The sequence below is a fragment of the Metabacillus malikii genome (genome assembly GCF_030813355.1).
Taxonomy (GTDB): domain Bacteria; phylum Bacillota; class Bacilli; order Bacillales; family Bacillaceae; genus Metabacillus; species Metabacillus malikii.
In genome coordinates this window covers 68,036-82,885 of sequence record NZ_JAUSUD010000005.1, presented here as the reverse complement: position 1 = coordinate 82,885, position 14,850 = coordinate 68,036, and the positions used below count along the sequence as shown (strand labels likewise).

Annotated in this window: 15 protein-coding genes and 1 pseudogene; all 16 read right to left on the bottom strand. The window is 33.3% G+C overall.

The annotated features are described in order from the left end of the window. Positions 1-166: 166 nt before the first annotated feature. Positions 167-304, bottom strand: a complete 138-nt coding sequence (locus tag J2S19_RS07225; protein WP_307339353.1) for a hypothetical protein — start codon at positions 302-304, stop codon at positions 167-169. Positions 305-448: 144 nt separating this feature from the next. Next, on the bottom strand, positions 449-2,458 hold the full coding sequence (locus J2S19_RS07220) for an ABC transporter permease (protein WP_307339348.1): 2,010 nt from the start codon (positions 2,456-2,458) through the stop codon (positions 449-451). Next, the gene (locus J2S19_RS07215; RefSeq protein WP_307339345.1) at positions 2,448-3,215 is read right to left on the bottom strand and encodes an ABC transporter ATP-binding protein; all 768 of its coding nucleotides are present in this window, start codon (positions 3,213-3,215) and stop codon (positions 2,448-2,450) included. The genes J2S19_RS07220 and J2S19_RS07215 overlap by 11 nt, the downstream gene beginning before the upstream one ends. A gap of 56 nt (positions 3,216-3,271) precedes the next feature. Then, a complete protein-coding gene (locus J2S19_RS07210; RefSeq protein ID WP_307339342.1) occupies positions 3,272-3,703 on the bottom strand; it encodes a hypothetical protein in 432 nt (143 codons plus the stop codon). Positions 3,704-4,043: 340 nt separating this feature from the next. After that, positions 4,044-5,057 carry a sensor histidine kinase gene (locus tag J2S19_RS07205; RefSeq protein WP_307339339.1) on the bottom strand — a complete coding sequence of 338 codons (1,014 nt, stop codon included), beginning with the start codon at positions 5,055-5,057 and terminating at the stop codon, positions 4,044-4,046. Next, positions 5,054-5,722, bottom strand: a complete 669-nt coding sequence (locus tag J2S19_RS07200; protein WP_307339336.1) for a response regulator transcription factor — start codon at positions 5,720-5,722, stop codon at positions 5,054-5,056. The genes J2S19_RS07205 and J2S19_RS07200 overlap by 4 nt, the downstream gene beginning before the upstream one ends. Before the next feature lie 335 nt (positions 5,723-6,057). Then, positions 6,058-6,621, bottom strand: a pseudogene (locus tag J2S19_RS07195) (helix-turn-helix domain-containing protein); the annotation flags it as partial. A 199-nt stretch (positions 6,622-6,820) separates the two neighbouring features. After that, the gene (locus tag J2S19_RS07190) at positions 6,821-7,396 is read right to left on the bottom strand and encodes a Uma2 family endonuclease (RefSeq protein WP_307339333.1); all 576 of its coding nucleotides are present in this window, start codon (positions 7,394-7,396) and stop codon (positions 6,821-6,823) included. A gap of 138 nt (positions 7,397-7,534) precedes the next feature. Continuing rightward, complete coding sequence (locus tag J2S19_RS07185; protein ID WP_307339331.1) at positions 7,535-8,419, bottom strand: DUF2399 domain-containing protein; 885 nt, start codon at positions 8,417-8,419, stop codon at positions 7,535-7,537. A 22-nt stretch (positions 8,420-8,441) separates the two neighbouring features. Continuing rightward, entirely contained in the window at positions 8,442-8,693 is a 252-nt protein-coding gene (locus tag J2S19_RS07180) for a TIGR02679 domain-containing protein (protein ID WP_307339329.1), read from the bottom strand. A gap of 4 nt (positions 8,694-8,697) precedes the next feature. Beyond that, complete coding sequence (locus tag J2S19_RS07175; protein ID WP_307339326.1) at positions 8,698-9,951, bottom strand: SbcC/MukB-like Walker B domain-containing protein; 1,254 nt, start codon at positions 9,949-9,951, stop codon at positions 8,698-8,700. Then, a complete protein-coding gene (locus J2S19_RS07170; protein ID WP_307339324.1) occupies positions 9,933-10,505 on the bottom strand; it encodes a DUF2398 family protein in 573 nt (190 codons plus the stop codon). The genes J2S19_RS07175 and J2S19_RS07170 overlap by 19 nt, the downstream gene beginning before the upstream one ends. Beyond that, on the bottom strand, positions 10,505-12,010 hold the full coding sequence (locus J2S19_RS07165; RefSeq protein WP_307339320.1) for a TIGR02677 family protein: 1,506 nt from the start codon (positions 12,008-12,010) through the stop codon (positions 10,505-10,507). The genes J2S19_RS07170 and J2S19_RS07165 overlap by 1 nt, the downstream gene beginning before the upstream one ends. 32 nt (positions 12,011-12,042) lie before the next feature. Beyond that, positions 12,043-12,237, bottom strand: a complete 195-nt coding sequence (locus J2S19_RS07160; protein ID WP_307339317.1) for a ribbon-helix-helix domain-containing protein — start codon at positions 12,235-12,237, stop codon at positions 12,043-12,045. Between the two features lie 257 nt (positions 12,238-12,494). Continuing rightward, positions 12,495-13,508, bottom strand: a complete 1,014-nt coding sequence (locus J2S19_RS07155) for a DUF4062 domain-containing protein (protein ID WP_307339314.1) — start codon at positions 13,506-13,508, stop codon at positions 12,495-12,497. An 81-nt stretch (positions 13,509-13,589) separates the two neighbouring features. Then, on the bottom strand, positions 13,590-14,774 hold the full coding sequence (locus J2S19_RS07150; protein WP_307339311.1) for a protein kinase domain-containing protein: 1,185 nt from the start codon (positions 14,772-14,774) through the stop codon (positions 13,590-13,592). Between the last annotated feature and the right edge of the window lie 76 nt (positions 14,775-14,850).

Below are 14,850 nucleotides of genomic sequence, written 5' to 3'. Positions count from 1 at the left end.
ATTTTTTAAAGAAGGCTGTTTTCGTAAACATTGTTGCTTTTAACTGAGTTGTCGTTTAGGGTTTGTTTCCGCTACAGTACTCAGCAATAGCAGGGTGGGCGCTGAGCCTCATAGCTCCTTGCGGCACGAACAAGCAAACTTCAGGTCACCTCCCTACGATAAGTCATCATCGATTCGCCATTCGGCTCATCGTGATTCCTAAATCTTTAGTCGATGCCCCTCCAGTTTGTACGTCGATGGGCAAGCCGCCTACGCTTTTCGTACTCCTCAGCGTAAGCGCCTGCTCACGTCTCAGCTCTCCCACGCATCCCGAAAGAGTCTCGCACTTTTGCTCCAACAAACCCTTAAAAAAAAATTAGTGCAAAAAACCACAATCTTTTAGAAAAGCCTTAAAGAAAAATAAAATGCCTGGTTGCATCACACCAAGCATCTTTAGATATTCACCTATTTAATTGTTATTTCTAATAATATTCTTAACACCGACATACGTTGCATAAAAATAGGCACCATATATGATGAAAAGAACTAAAGAACTTATGATGATACTTTGGTAGTGGAATGTAAAGTTATCACTTTCTGCTCTCATACCGACGATTGAATGAACAACAGCCAGCCCTAGAGGAACTAAAAAGTAAATTAAGCTTTGTCTCAATATCGCTTTGTTTATTAATTTTTCAGTAACACCGATTCTTCTTAAAGATTTATATCGTTCCAAGCTGTCACTTGCATCAGATAGCTGTTGCAATGCCATAACCGCAGCACTTGAGATGATAAAGATGAGCCCTAAAAACAAACCAAGAAAGACAACGCTTGCTGCCATACCATTTTCTCTATCTTTCTCTTGTTCCCTAGTGCTTCCAATCACTAACGCTGGGTTAATGTGTCTATATTTGTCTTCTGAAAGCTTAGTAAATAGGGTTGAAAATTTCTCTTCCGATTTCTCAAAATTGTTATCATCATACATCACGTTAAAACTTGTGAACTCTAATTGCAGTTCTCCATTGAAGCTATCAGGAATGATGAGATAAAAGAAGTTTGCACTTCCTGTGTTCTTTATACTCTCTTCGATTGGAGTTTCATTTTTGATTGTGTATGTTTTGTTATCTATCTCGATAGTGTTTTCATTTTCCATATATTCAGGTAAAGCACTATTCACTTGACTGTAATTTGATACAACTAAAACTTCATTTTCATTTAAATTAATAGCCTCTTGTCCCTTTAGTTTTAAGATTGAATTATAATCCGATACCTTTAACGCGGATATTTCACCATCCAAATAATTCTCCTCTAACTCGATTTGCTCCTGCTTGCTTAAATACTTTGCTAACACGTCTTCTATCTTAATATTAAGTTTGTAATCATGATAAAAGACATGTTTTTCATGGGCTTCAAATGTAAAGTTTATGTCTTTTACATATTCCTCTATATTGTTAACTTTTGGGTCTGTGGATTCGTTATTAACAACGAGAAATGCTGAAGCATCAAAATCTCTATTTTTCGCTGAACTTCGGTCAATCGACCCTTTTATATCAAAAGCAGCAAAAATAAGCGTAATGGTTAAGAAAAGCATTAGACATATTAAGGTCATCGAAAGAAAGTTCGTATTTATCTTGTTATTTATTTGTCTTAAGACAAATATATTTATATCTTTTAGATAGATTCTTTTGCTCTTTTGTACAATATGGATAAAGAAGTTAGAAAGACTGAAAAAGAAGAACAGAGTTCCGATAGCACCCATAAGAACCGTGATGATTAAATCAGCATTTTCTGCACCTAAGCCGGATTTTAATATCCTAATGTAGGAAGCTGCTAATAATCCTACAGATACGATAAAAATAACCACGGATACAAAAGAATTCTTCAGCTTTACTTCTTCATTTTTCTTTGCTGCATTTAGCATATCAATCAATTTGTATTTTGAAATCGTACGCTGATTAAAAATCATCACGAGCAGAAAGATAATTCCAAAATAGACAACTGATTTAATGACTGCGCTTAATGAAATGATAAACTTATATTTGTTCAAATCCTCTGCCAAGATATTGACTACAAGTACAGATAGACCTTGTGATGCGATGATTCCGAGTACAATTCCCGTTATTAGGGACAGTACACCTATTAAAAGGGTTTCAAGAATTAGAATTTTTGAGATTTTCCCTTTCGACATTCCTAATGTCATATAGATGCCTAATTCTTTTTTTCGCCTTTTTATTAAGAACTTATTCGCATAAACGATTAGCCCACCGAGAACAAAGGATACGAATACAGATGTTCCAGCAATCAGTTTATCCATCGTCATCATAAACGTCTTATTCTTATTTAATTCTAATATCGCATTTTGTGATTCAATCGAATTGAAACTGTAAAATATACATACTGCAAGAGTCAATGTAAGGAAATAAATCGAATAGTCCCTAAAGCTTCTTTTTACATTGTTGATTGCTATTTTAAAGAACATTGCCAACATCGCCTCCAAGTAAAGAAACAACTTCAATAATTTTATTGAAAAATTCCTTTCTCGTATCATTTCCGCGCACTAGTTCATTAAAGATTCGCCCATCTTTTATAAACAAGATTCGGTTCGCATAGCTTGCTGTAAAGGAGTCATGGGTAACCATCAGAATCGTTGAATCATACTCCTTATTAAGCTTTTCAAATGACCCTAAAAGTAATCTTGAGGATTTTGAATCTAAAGCACCCGTTGGCTCATCGGCTAAAATGAGAGAGGGTTCAGTAACGATGGCCCTTGCACAAGCCACTCTTTGCTTTTGCCCCCCTGACAATTGATAGGGAAACTTACTTAGTATCTCGGTAATGTCAAGCTTGCTCGCAACATCTTTAATCAATTTATCAATTTCTTTTATATTCTTCCTTTGTATAGTTAAAGCTAAAGCTATGTTTTCGTAAGCAGTTAATGTATCAAGAAGGTTAAAGTCTTGGAAGATAAAGCCTAATTCATCACGTCTAAATGCTTCCAAAGCTTTTGACTTAAGGGCCGTAATATCTTTGTTATTAATAATAATTTTGCCTGTTGTTACAGTATCTATCGTTGAAATACAATTTAAGAGAGTCGTTTTTCCGCTACCTGAAGGACCCATTATTCCTAAAAACTCGCCCTGATTTACATTAAAGCTTATATTATCAATCGCTTTTGTAATATTGCCCTTATTCCCATAATATTTTTCGATTTTTTCAACGCTTAATATATTTTGCATTGTTTTCCTCCACAAATTTCGTATTTTCGCTCATCATTATTACTATTAGTTAATCTCTATTGTTTCACATCAAATACAGCTTTAGTTTCCATTACTTCTTTGCCATCCACATAAATAGTAACACCATAACGCCCTTCTTCAAGACCTTCTAAATCTGCTAGCTTCGTTGAGAAATATCCCGCTTCATTGACACTGACTTCTTTTTCAACAAATAATCTGTTCTCTGTTTTAATTTCACCTTTATACCATACAATCTGAGCTTTCTTTATCCAGAATCTGTTTTGCTTTGCCGAAAAATGTACTGAATCCTCTGGTGAAAATGTTTTCGTTATCTCAGTTGGATTTCCTTCGTCATCAATATTTTTTGACACAACACCATCGACTATTTTTGGTTCAGTAACATATTCATATCCAAAGTAGAAACCTGCGAATAAAGATATGGCTACTATTATTGGAACGATTATTTTTTTTATTTCAAATTCTTTCATTTCGAATTCCTCCTACAAATATTATTTGATGTCCTTATCTTATCAGTGAAATCGGTCATGACATATTGGATTAGATTTTATTAATGTTACATTTTTGTAAGATAAGAAAGAACAAAAGCGCAAGCGCCTTGTTCAGCCTAGGGCAAATAAGACGCAAATGAATAGAAGACGCTCTTTGTCTTCGATTCATTTGCGGCTAGACCCTAGAGGGGCTAGGCGCTGGAGCTGGATGTCGAAGCGCTTATCCACAGTAGAAGAATTTTATAGTTTCCTAAGCCACAAAAAAAACGGATATACAGCTCGCGCAATGCACGATAGCTATATATCCGTTATGAGTAAATTAGTTCATTAAGTTTACACTCCCTAATGGAAACACAACACTAACCTTCGTTCCTTCTCCAACTTTGGACATTAGGCTAAGCCCTAAACCTAGCTGTTCAGTCAGTTTTTTGCATAAGTAAAGTCCGATGCCAGTTGACCTTCCATATCTTCGTCCATTCTCTCCCGTAAATCCTTTTTCAAAAACTCTATGTATATCCTTGTCTACGATGCCGATTCCATTATCCTCTATCGTTAGTACGATATTATTTTCATTTCTTATTGTTTTAATTGTTACCCTTCCATTACGTTCTCTTGAATATTTCATCGCATTTCCGATTAATTGGTTAAGAATAAATTCCAACCATTTCGTGTCACTGTAAACCGTGCCTTCTACTGCTTCAATATCGATCGAAATTCCTTTGCTAATAAAGTCTCGCGAATTTCTCTTTATAACACTTCTGACAAGGTCAGCTAAAGAAACCTCTTTAATCACATAATCCTTACTGACATTATTACTTCTCGAATAATATAGAACCTGGTCGATATATTCCTCAACTTTTTTGATTTCATCTTTAATATTACGGGTTATTTCGTTATGATTATTTTCGATTATTAATCGCGTTGATGCAATTGGCGTCTTAATTTCATGCACCCACGTTTCGATATATTCTCGATATTCATTTTCCCGATCCCGATAATTCTTTACATGCTCATGCATGTCCTTATATGCCTGTTGCAATAACTCATATAAAAGCTTACCTTCAATATTTTCAGGCTTTTTCATAACCTCAGGCAGCAAATACTTTTTATCCAAATTGTCGATGATACTGTTTAACTCGTTATATAGAATTTTCTGCTTGAAAAATTCTATCGTGATATAAGCAGTGATGGGGATGAACCAAATCAAGAAAATTAGCAGAATAATGCTGCTATTCATGTTCATTAATGACATGCAGCCACTTACAATGATGAATAATACAAAATTGATGAGTAGGAATAGTGTTCTGTCTTTTAAATAGTCCATTAAACTCATGGTAGTATATAACCTAACCCTCTTCTTGTTTCGATATTTTTCTTCATCCCTAACCCTTCAAGTTTTTTTCTTAATCTCGTAACATTAACAGAGAGGTTATTATCATCGACAAAAACATCTGCATTCCACATATAGTCCATTAGGTCATCTCTTGACACGATCTTTCCTTTATTTTTATATAAGCAAGTAAGAATCTTCATTTCATTTTTCGTTAACTCTGCTGTTTCCCCTTTATATGTAACAGAACCATTGGATAAATTAACCTTTAATTCATGATAAACAATCGTCTCTCGAACACCGGACCCGTTCACCCTTCTTAAGATCGATTCAATTCTCGCCAAAAGAATTTGAGTATTATATGGTTTTGTAATAAAATCATCCGCACCTAAATTCATACTCATTAGCTCGTCCATCTCATTATCCCGGCTCGTAACAACAATGATAGGTACATCGGAATTTTTTCTTATTTCTCTGCAAATATAGTAACCATCAAATATCGGCAAGTTAATGTCTAAAAGGATAAGATTTGGTTCTTCCTTTAGAGTATCATCAATAATGTTCTCAAAATTTGTTGGCGCAACCGCCTCATATCCATATCTGATTAAAAAGGTTGTAAGTTCCTCTCTTATCTTTTCCGTGTCTTCGATAATAACTATTTTTGACATCGATTCACTTCCTTTGTACATAATGGCTTGTTCAAGGAAACCCTTTCGTTCTATCTTAGACATAAGTTCAGTCAAAAAATACAAAGTCATTATTAGGCTTCTTTTACACTTATACCATGGTTGATAATTTATAACAATATGTGTGAAGCTAGCACTTGTAATTCTGTAACAGCTAGGAAAATACCTTTGAATCACACTAGAAAAAATCCCGAGTTCGTATTGGAACAAACCCGGGATACTACATAATCATAATCAATAAAATGGAAATGTTATTTAGTTATAAAAGTTCATGAGAATTCAGTAGGAATCTGCTTCATAGGTGGCATGAAAATTTATTATCCCACTATCTTATAAGCTGCCTTTTTGAATTTATTATCTCCTACAACAAACTTCTTATCTGTAATCTTTTTTGCGAGTTCAATAGATTTAATGAATTCCTTTGTCACATTAACAAGGTATTGCTTATTATTGTTTACAACCAAATAATAAGCTGAGTTGTCTGCGGCGTAATTTGCTATCTGAAATATTCCAGGCTGGAACAGAAAATCTAGAACATTCTCTGTTTTGTTTAATTTCTTTGAGCGGATTAGTGGATAAATACCAGTTGCATTAGGATATTTAGCCAGCACAACAGCATCCTCTTTTGACCTGCATTTTCCGGTAACTTCAAAATCATCTAATGCAATTGGCTCCTTCATTTCGGAAAAATCAATTGTACTTTCATCACTCAAAAGATAATCTATGCTGACATTAAAAAGCAATGCCATTGACTTAAGATTTTCAATATCCGGCATCCCCTTATTACTTTCCCATTTTGCCACTGCCGACCTAGACACACTCATCTTTTCTGCCAACTGTTCCTGTGATAGTCCCGCTTCTTTTCTCGCTTCCTTTAACTTGTCTCCTAAAGCTCATCCTCGTGACCTCCTTATGTTCGATACGTTCATCCTACATCCTTCAGAGCAAAAAGCACAAGAAACGTACTGTAACAGCGATGTTACGCTCCGTAACATCGGCTTATTAATTGGATTTCCAGGAATCCATCCATTATTTTTCTACTTCCTTCTACTTTATAAAAAATCAGTGAATAATTTCATTTTACTCTTTAAAAATGTTTTTCAAATCAATTTGAAAATCTTTAAAAGTATCAACAGTTAGTATATCATTTTTTCCAAAGACACCTAACTTCCTGTAGTTTTTCCCAGTTAGACCATATATCTCGACTGACATATTATATGGGTCGACAATCCAATATTCCTTAACTCCTGCTTTTTCGTAGCTGTTAAACTTTACTAATCTGTCATTCCTGGCAGTTGAGGGTGAAAGAACTTCAATTACTAAATCTGGTGCACCAATAATATATTTTTCACCAATTTTATCTTTATCACAAACAACCATTAAATCAGGCTGCACCCAGTCTTTAATATCATCAAGTTTTGTTTCTTTTTCAGCAAATAAACAAACATCAATCGGTGATGAAAAAGCCTTACATTCTTTTCCGCGTAGGTACATCTTAAACTCTGCTGTCAATTCATCTACAACATCTTGATGTTTTGGAGTTGGAGATGGAGACATGCCAATTACAATCCCCTCAATCGCTTCGCAGAAAAATTCTTCCCCCATTCCAACATAGTCTGAATACGTATATCTTTGTTTCCCTTCTGGCATACCCATAAGATCACCTCACAAAGTTTTCATTCTTGCATTGTGATAATATCCTTGTAATACTTTTCAATATGTCTTTCCTGATAGCCAACCTTTTTTAACTTTACCATTTCATTTTTTATTGCGGCCAATTCAGACTCCTTAATGTTATAGCTTCGATGCACTTAAAGGAGTTATTTCTATTTCTGATAATGCCTCAATATAATCTTGAACTGTATATCGCCAAAAATGAATTGATTGACCATATTTCATTTTTAACCTCTGCGCCATTTGTAGTCCCTCAGGATCATAATCACCAGCGTAATAAATCGCGACATTTTCATTACATAATTTTTCGATTAATTGCAACGCAGCCAATTTAAACTGCCCATGAGTACAAACAATGGGTAATGGTTCTCCTTTATGCATATCTAATATACTCGAAAACACACCAGAATTCTCAACAATGAAAACACATTTCCCCTTTTTAGGATAGATCCTATCATATTTAATTAATTCACGAAGGGGTACGTTATGCACACTATTTTCATCATAAAGGTAATCCCATGAGCGAACATTTTCACCATTATTTTTGGCCAATAAACCTGAGCAAGTAACAAAGTTTTGTAAGTCATCTTTTAAAATACCGTATTCGTACAATAATTCATTTACTGCTTCTATACTGGTGTCATTAGAATATGGAGTGTTGTCTTTTTTCGATTTTAGAATTTGTAAGGCTGTAATGAATTTGGTTTCTTTATCAAAATAATGCGGATCTCCAGCAATCTTTTCAGCTAGTACCGGTAGCCGAATTTTTGTTTTAAGTGGCAATAGCATTATTGTCTTATAGATGTTTTTTATAGATTGATAATCTTTTTGGTTATATGATTGTACAAATCCATTTGCTGCAGACTCTTTATGAACAATCGATTCTGTAAGCCACTTCGTATTTGTTGATGGATATTGATTAGCGAGCTGAAGGAAAAAATCAATTTTCGCTTCTTCTTCTAACTGCTTTACATCCTTTTTATAAAATATTTCTGTTCCTACCACTCCCTCTACAACCTTGTAAAAATCAACCTTGAAATCTCGTATCCTCCAACTGCTTTTCGAATTTTTTCAAAGAGACAGTTGTAGAGGTTTTCTTTGTATAATCGCGTCCGAACCAATTTCGTAATACCTTCTTCTCATTATCTGTTAAATTAGATATTGTAATGCTTCCACCAATATGCCCTATGCTTTCCATCTTTGCTGCAAATTTTTCAAAAAGACGAGAGTATCCCGCCTCATTTTTAAAATAGTTTATTGCATCTTGAAGTTTATTCATACAATCACCTTACAACTTCTAGCTTTTCTAACGTATCAAACAGGCTTTGTTGTTCAACTGTTGCCGGAATTTCCACTTCTTCTTTTACCGTTTTTAATTCGTTGCCATTCCATTTATACAACATGACTGTAACTTCTTTAGCATTTTGAGGTCGGATGATTTCTGCAATAGATAAAGCATCCACTGTTTCATATGTCCCCCATAAAGCTTGTGAATTTAAAATATAGTTCATTCCGAAATCATTCATTAATTTAAACATCGTGGAAATATTATTCTCATCTACTCCAGCAAATGCCTCGTCCATTGAAATTATAAATGGAGCTGAATCCCCTGCTGAAATAAATTTAGAGTAGAGAGCTGATAATAATGGAATGTACATGGACATTGCACGTTCTCCACCACTTAATGTGTTATAGTTTGTCTTTGTTAATTCTTTACGAGTTTCCCCTTCTTTTTGATAATAAATTTTGAACTCAAACCATTGACGATAATCTAAAATGTCTTTAATTAACACATCAAATGATTTATCTCTTAATGCATCATCACTTTCATAGCTCTCTTTTGCAAACTTAATTTTCGAATTAAAATGTTTGCTTAATTTATTATAATCGCTGTCTTTTAAAGTATTGGGATCCTTTTGCAATAATTTTACTAGCTCAGCTGTTGACATCTCTCCATCCTCTGTTGCCTTTTTCGGTTTCCATTGTAGCCATAGCTTCAATCCATTAGAGGCATTCGTTTCCATCATATACTCGTTAATTTCTTCTTTCCATGTATCCGCTTTACTGATTAGTTCACGAATACGCTCACCAATATTATCTAAAATCACTTCTTTATATAATCGTTCATCTTCCTCTGTTAAGGAAATTTTAATAGCTTGTATTTGTTGTTCAATGATATGTTGAAGCATTTGCGGGGAAACTAATTTCCCGTCTGTAGTTAAATGAATCATTTGCCTTGTTGAGGTCGCTGTAATTTTATCCAATTCATTCGAAAATTGTTCATAGCCCTCATCGCTAATGTCTTTAATAAATGAATCAGAGTCAGTAAGGGTAAGTGAATATTCTTCTAATCCTTGGACTCGAACTTCGTTAAAGGTTCTCACCATACTATCCCTCAGTGTTTGAACCTTTTCTCTTGCAAAATGAACATCATCTTCAATAGCAGCCTCTGCTAAGGCAATCATATCTTCTTCTACTAGTAAAACCTCTTTATCATATGTTTCAACTAATTTGCGATTCACCTCTTGAACAAACAACTCTTTTGTCCATTCAAATGTTTCTTGATAGAAGTGAACTGAGGCCTTTTCATTGTCGGCCGGTATAATACTTCTATCGTTTCATCATCTTTATAAAGGTCGATTTCACCTTCCATTACTTCTAGCAATTGTTGTTTTTCTGCATATTTCATCACTCTAACAAAAGATAAGCGTTGGCGATAATTTTCCCATTTGATATCTATTTCTTGTGAAAGAAATTGCTTCACATGCTCACTAAGCATTGAAACAATGAAAATATCATCAGTCGATTTTTCCTCTAAATAAGATAGAATAGCCATAAAAAACGCATAATCTAGTGGGTCAGAGAAATCTTGAATTCCCATCCAGCTTGCTGTTTCACTCGGAATTTTTTCTAATTTTACCACTGCGTTGTTTATTATTAATTGATAACCAAAATTATCAATAAAATACTTTTGAATTTCTTTTCGATTTTGTCTGATTAATAAATATTTATCTAAATCGTATTTTCGAGTAAACCAAAAATCTTCTAACAGAAGCGTGATGCCTTCACGTACTCGCTCTTTGTCGTCCATCACTTTGCTTCCTCAAAATGAAATGCAATATCAGGAAGTATTAAGATTCCATCGACACATCTCAATTCAATATTTTCAGTTGATTTTTTTTGAAGTGTGAATTTCCTTCCATATTGTGTTCTAGCGGTGAACGTTTTATCTTGAACAGATTTTGCAATCCAATCTAATATTGCCTTTCTCACAAATTTTTCAATGGGCTGTTTTTTACTTTTTAGCCCCAAATCTTTCATGAGTATTTGATTGTTAATAATAAGCGCTTGGATGATTTCCTTTTCCTTTTCCATTTGTTCAAAAATAACATTTTTCATTTCTTCTTTTTCTTTTTTCTTGTCTTTTACATATGATTTAATTCGCTTACTTCTTTCATACGTTCGATTTTTAGGTACAGTATCAATGATCTGTATTTCTTGTTCCCAAATTTCCTCATCTTTTGTATCTGTCACTTTTTGAATACCAAAAATATGGCGAGAATACGAAAGTCCAAAACAGCATGCTGCCAATTCATGTGCTTTATTAACATCCTCGCAATGAAGAAACATCGAGGCTAACTTCCTGTAGTCTTCTTTTCTATTTCTCGCATTATTTTTCATTTCCGTAAGTTGAAGTGCATATCGGCTAATTAGTTGAATACTTTTATCTGTTTCTTGCAGAAGTACATCAACATCACATTCGATATCCGGCTTTTTAACAAACCAATTTTGCAGTTCCATCCACTTTTCTTTATATATTCGACGATTTTTATCAGCATTAAAACGAGTGCCGTCAATTGTCGGAATCGTAGAAAAGTATTCAATCAGTCGTTCAATATACGAATCAATAACTGAAATATCAATATCCGTTAGAGTACGAGAAATTTTATAGCGCGTTTTTTTCATTGAAAGGATAAACTTACTTAAATAATCTGTGAATTTTTCTTTATATAGTAAAAACTCTTCTGTTTTAAAAAGCTGTTCTGCCTTATCACTTTTAATATGTGATAAGTAATTTGCAGCATTACGCTTTAAATTTTCTAGTCTTCTCATTAACGTAATCCATCGATCATAGATCACTTCATTTGTTTCATTCTCGATGTTCGAATATGCTATCACTTCGATATCTTTTAAAATACGATCAAATTCCTTACTTTCTAAAGCACCTGTTAGCACTTCATCTAATTCATCTAGCTTTTTTAATGTGTTTTCAATTTCATAAGCAAGTGGTGTAATTTGAAACTTTAATCGTTTCTTCTTGAAATCCTCAATCGTATAAACCATCTCTTTATCTTGCCTTGAAATGACACAATCCCACGATTCAAGTGTTTTCATATCTTGGTATAATTGTTCTTCTGAAAAATCAACTTCAACTATATTAAGTGATTTCAAATAAGCTAATATTTCTTCAGTTTTATTGTAATATCTGAATTTCTCATATTGTTCAAACAAAAATCTCATAATCGGTCGATATCGATATGCATTTTCCACGGTCGCATATTTAAGTGTATTAACAGCCTCTAGTTGTTTCGTCACCTAAAATTACACTCCTTCCATACTATATTTACTTAACCCTTTTCTTCTACTTTTTTACTATTATTGTCAATACTGATAAACCCATACTCTATTAATATGGAAATTGCCTGTGAACGACTTGGAATTCTCTCATTAAATCTAAAATCCTCAATTTTATTTAATAAATCTTCAGATAAAGTAATGTTAATAATCGGTTTTGCATTTGGCGTTTTTTTGTATCCTGGCATTATATCATTCTCCTAAAAATTACTAATCGTATATTTATTATAACTAGTCTGTTGGTCTGTTGGCAAATATATTACTTAATGTTAATGTTACTTTGTTCAAAAAATCAAATCCTTTTTCATTCAAAAAAGAGCCTTTTCAAAGTCGAAAGGCTCAATACTCTTAGCTATATCGCATTAATTTTGTTTCCTAACAAGTAGCGCTACACACTCCACATGTGTTGAGTTGATAGTACATACAGGAGTGGCATTAGTTCCTATTATTTATAAAGTGTAATCCGAGAGTCATATACAAAGTCTCTAATCTCATCTATAGTTTCTCTTGAGATCTGGGATAACTTTCTTAAATGCTTATCGTATAATTCTCTTCCCTTTTCATCCACCCAAGTAAGGTCAATATTTAAGTCCGGATATAAGTATAGTCTCTCATTCTTTGGAAAAAAGTTACCCACTAAATGGTTTGTATAATCATCAAGAGACTTTAATAATTTTCTGAATAGACTTTGTAATTCCTGATTAAAAAACCTTTTGGATGGTTGAGAATATGTATAAACAAAATCATCTATCTTCTGCCTAGTATCGGAATTATAAGAACAATAAGTAGATATGTACTCAATTGTATCTATAAAATTCTCTTTCTCAAGATTATCAATAACTTCGTTTAACAAACTTTCATCCATTTCAAATATCTTATTGTTTTGAGGACTTTGTACTACAGGGTTGTTTTGGTCAAACTCTGTACCTCTAATCCAGCCCCGAAAATTGTATTCAGTTTTGTCTTTTTTTATAAAATCTTGTAATGAGTAGGAAACTTCGGTGGCTATTTCACTTATATTATCAACAAATCTTACTAAGTTAGATAGAACTGACTTTTTAAAACCGTCATACTTTTCTATCTGTGGTTCCCTAACTTCACGCTCAAATAATTCAAGTGTTATACTTGTAGCTTTCTTATTGATTAAGTATTGGTCGCTTAACACAATTGCAAAAACAGGTATCTTATGTCTTAAAGCAAATTCGTATTCCAATTGAGTGTAACTTTTACCACTTTCAGGCTCGATAGAACCATACTTTCCTCCTAGTATTAACATGAGGATGTCAGACTCTTTAATCCATTCTTCTATAACTTGCCATTGACTTTTACTAGCAGCAGTGAACAATTCCATTCCTGCAGGAATATGCCCTGCTCTCAAAATCCCTTCAACTGCTTTTTGTCTTTCCTCTTTTAAATCTAAATATGTTGAAGAAACAAAAACCTGTAATTTTTTATTCATGTTTCTCCTCCTTCCTAATCACTTATACAATTACAATAAATTACAATTATTTAAAATCACTAAATACCTGGCGGCTATCCGCTAATTAAAAGCTTTTATCTTAACAAAACTATTACGGAGTTCTTCAACATCTTTATATCGTTCATCAATATTATCGGAAATACCTTTCATAATAAAATCTTCGAACTCTTTTCTGTTAAATGAACCTAGTGTTCTTCTACCAGTCATAACGAAATAAATCAATCTTGTTAATGCATATGTCTCGTGCCTTACCTCATAATTATCAAATCCAATAACTTCAAGCTTAGGGTCGTTTAATGAACCTTTAAACTCAGTGTTCTTACTGGTCAATGTACTATCAGGTATTTTTACTAAACCAAAATCAGACACTTTAACAACATTTAGTCCCTCATATTTTTTAATCAAGATATTTTTCGTACTTATATCCCTATGTAAGATACCTTTACTGTTAATATAAATAAATGCTTGAAGGATTTGTCTTACTAGGTTAACTCTTTCATTTACATCCAATTTTGTATTATTCTTTTGAATGAAGTCATCAAGTGTTTCATCAGCGTACTCCATTACATACTGATTATTTTCTTCATCAAAGTTGTAAACTTCAATAATATAAGGGGACTTGAGTTTTTTCATCTCATCAAACTCACGTCTAAATCTCTGTAATTCCTTATCATTTAGGTCTTTTAGTGCCTTCTTGATGACAAAGGGGCGGTTGTAGTATTCATCTTTATACTTATGTACCCTTGCATATGAACCTTCCCCAATTACTTTTGTTTGGTATAAAGTCATTCTTCCCTGTCTAGGGACTTTAACAGCTGTACGAATATAAAATATTGGTTCGTTTTCAATAATATTCACCTTTTCAAAATCATTAGGGATAGGACTTCCGCCACTATCTCGTAAAAAATCCTCACATTCAATTAGCCGCTGTTTATAGTCCTGGGTTAAATCAAAATCTAACTCTGAACCTTTTAAATTCGATTGAATTGTTTTAATTTCATTAATTAAATAAATTAAGTCTCTACTTTCATGAGCAGTATAGTGTCCATTTCTAAGCCTACCATTTAAATATCTCAATAAACGGTTAAATTCATAATGAAAGAACGATAATAGCTTCTGTAGACTATCAGGGAATACTTCGTAAAAATCTATATATCTGTTAATGTTCTCATCACCAAGTCTCTCAACTAACTCATCTAATTTATTACTTAAATAAACGGAATTTCCTTTTTCAACTGATATCATTCCACTACTCCTTTTCTATAATATGTAAATTTATCTTATCAAAAGATCTGGTTATATTCTACATCTTATACTAGAC

Bases quoted from the DNA above. Each gene is read 5' to 3' on its own strand.
- J2S19_RS07220 (WP_307339348.1), bottom strand. From the start codon at position 2,458: ATGTTCTTTAAAATAGCAATCAACAATGTAAAAAGAAGCTTTAGGGAC.
- J2S19_RS07215 (WP_307339345.1), bottom strand. From the start codon at position 3,215: ATGCAAAATATATTAAGCGTTGAAAAAATCGAAAAATATTATGGGAAT.
- J2S19_RS07210 (WP_307339342.1), bottom strand. From the start codon at position 3,703: ATGAAAGAATTTGAAATAAAAAAAATAATCGTTCCAATAATAGTAGCC.
- J2S19_RS07205 (WP_307339339.1), bottom strand. From the start codon at position 5,057: ATGAGTTTAATGGACTATTTAAAAGACAGAACACTATTCCTACTCATC.
- J2S19_RS07200 (WP_307339336.1), bottom strand. From the start codon at position 5,722: ATGTCAAAAATAGTTATTATCGAAGACACGGAAAAGATAAGAGAGGAA.
- J2S19_RS07190 (WP_307339333.1), bottom strand. From the start codon at position 7,396: ATGGGTATGCCAGAAGGGAAACAAAGATATACGTATTCAGACTATGTT.
- J2S19_RS07180 (WP_307339329.1), bottom strand. From the start codon at position 8,693: ATGAATAAACTTCAAGATGCAATAAACTATTTTAAAAATGAGGCGGGA.
- J2S19_RS07170 (WP_307339324.1), bottom strand. From the start codon at position 10,505: ATGGACGACAAAGAGCGAGTACGTGAAGGCATCACGCTTCTGTTAGAA.
- J2S19_RS07160 (WP_307339317.1), bottom strand. From the start codon at position 12,237: ATGCCAGGATACAAAAAAACGCCAAATGCAAAACCGATTATTAACATT.
- J2S19_RS07155 (WP_307339314.1), bottom strand. From the start codon at position 13,508: ATGAATAAAAAATTACAGGTTTTTGTTTCTTCAACATATTTAGATTTA.
- J2S19_RS07150 (WP_307339311.1), bottom strand. From the start codon at position 14,774: ATGATATCAGTTGAAAAAGGAAATTCCGTTTATTTAAGTAATAAATTA.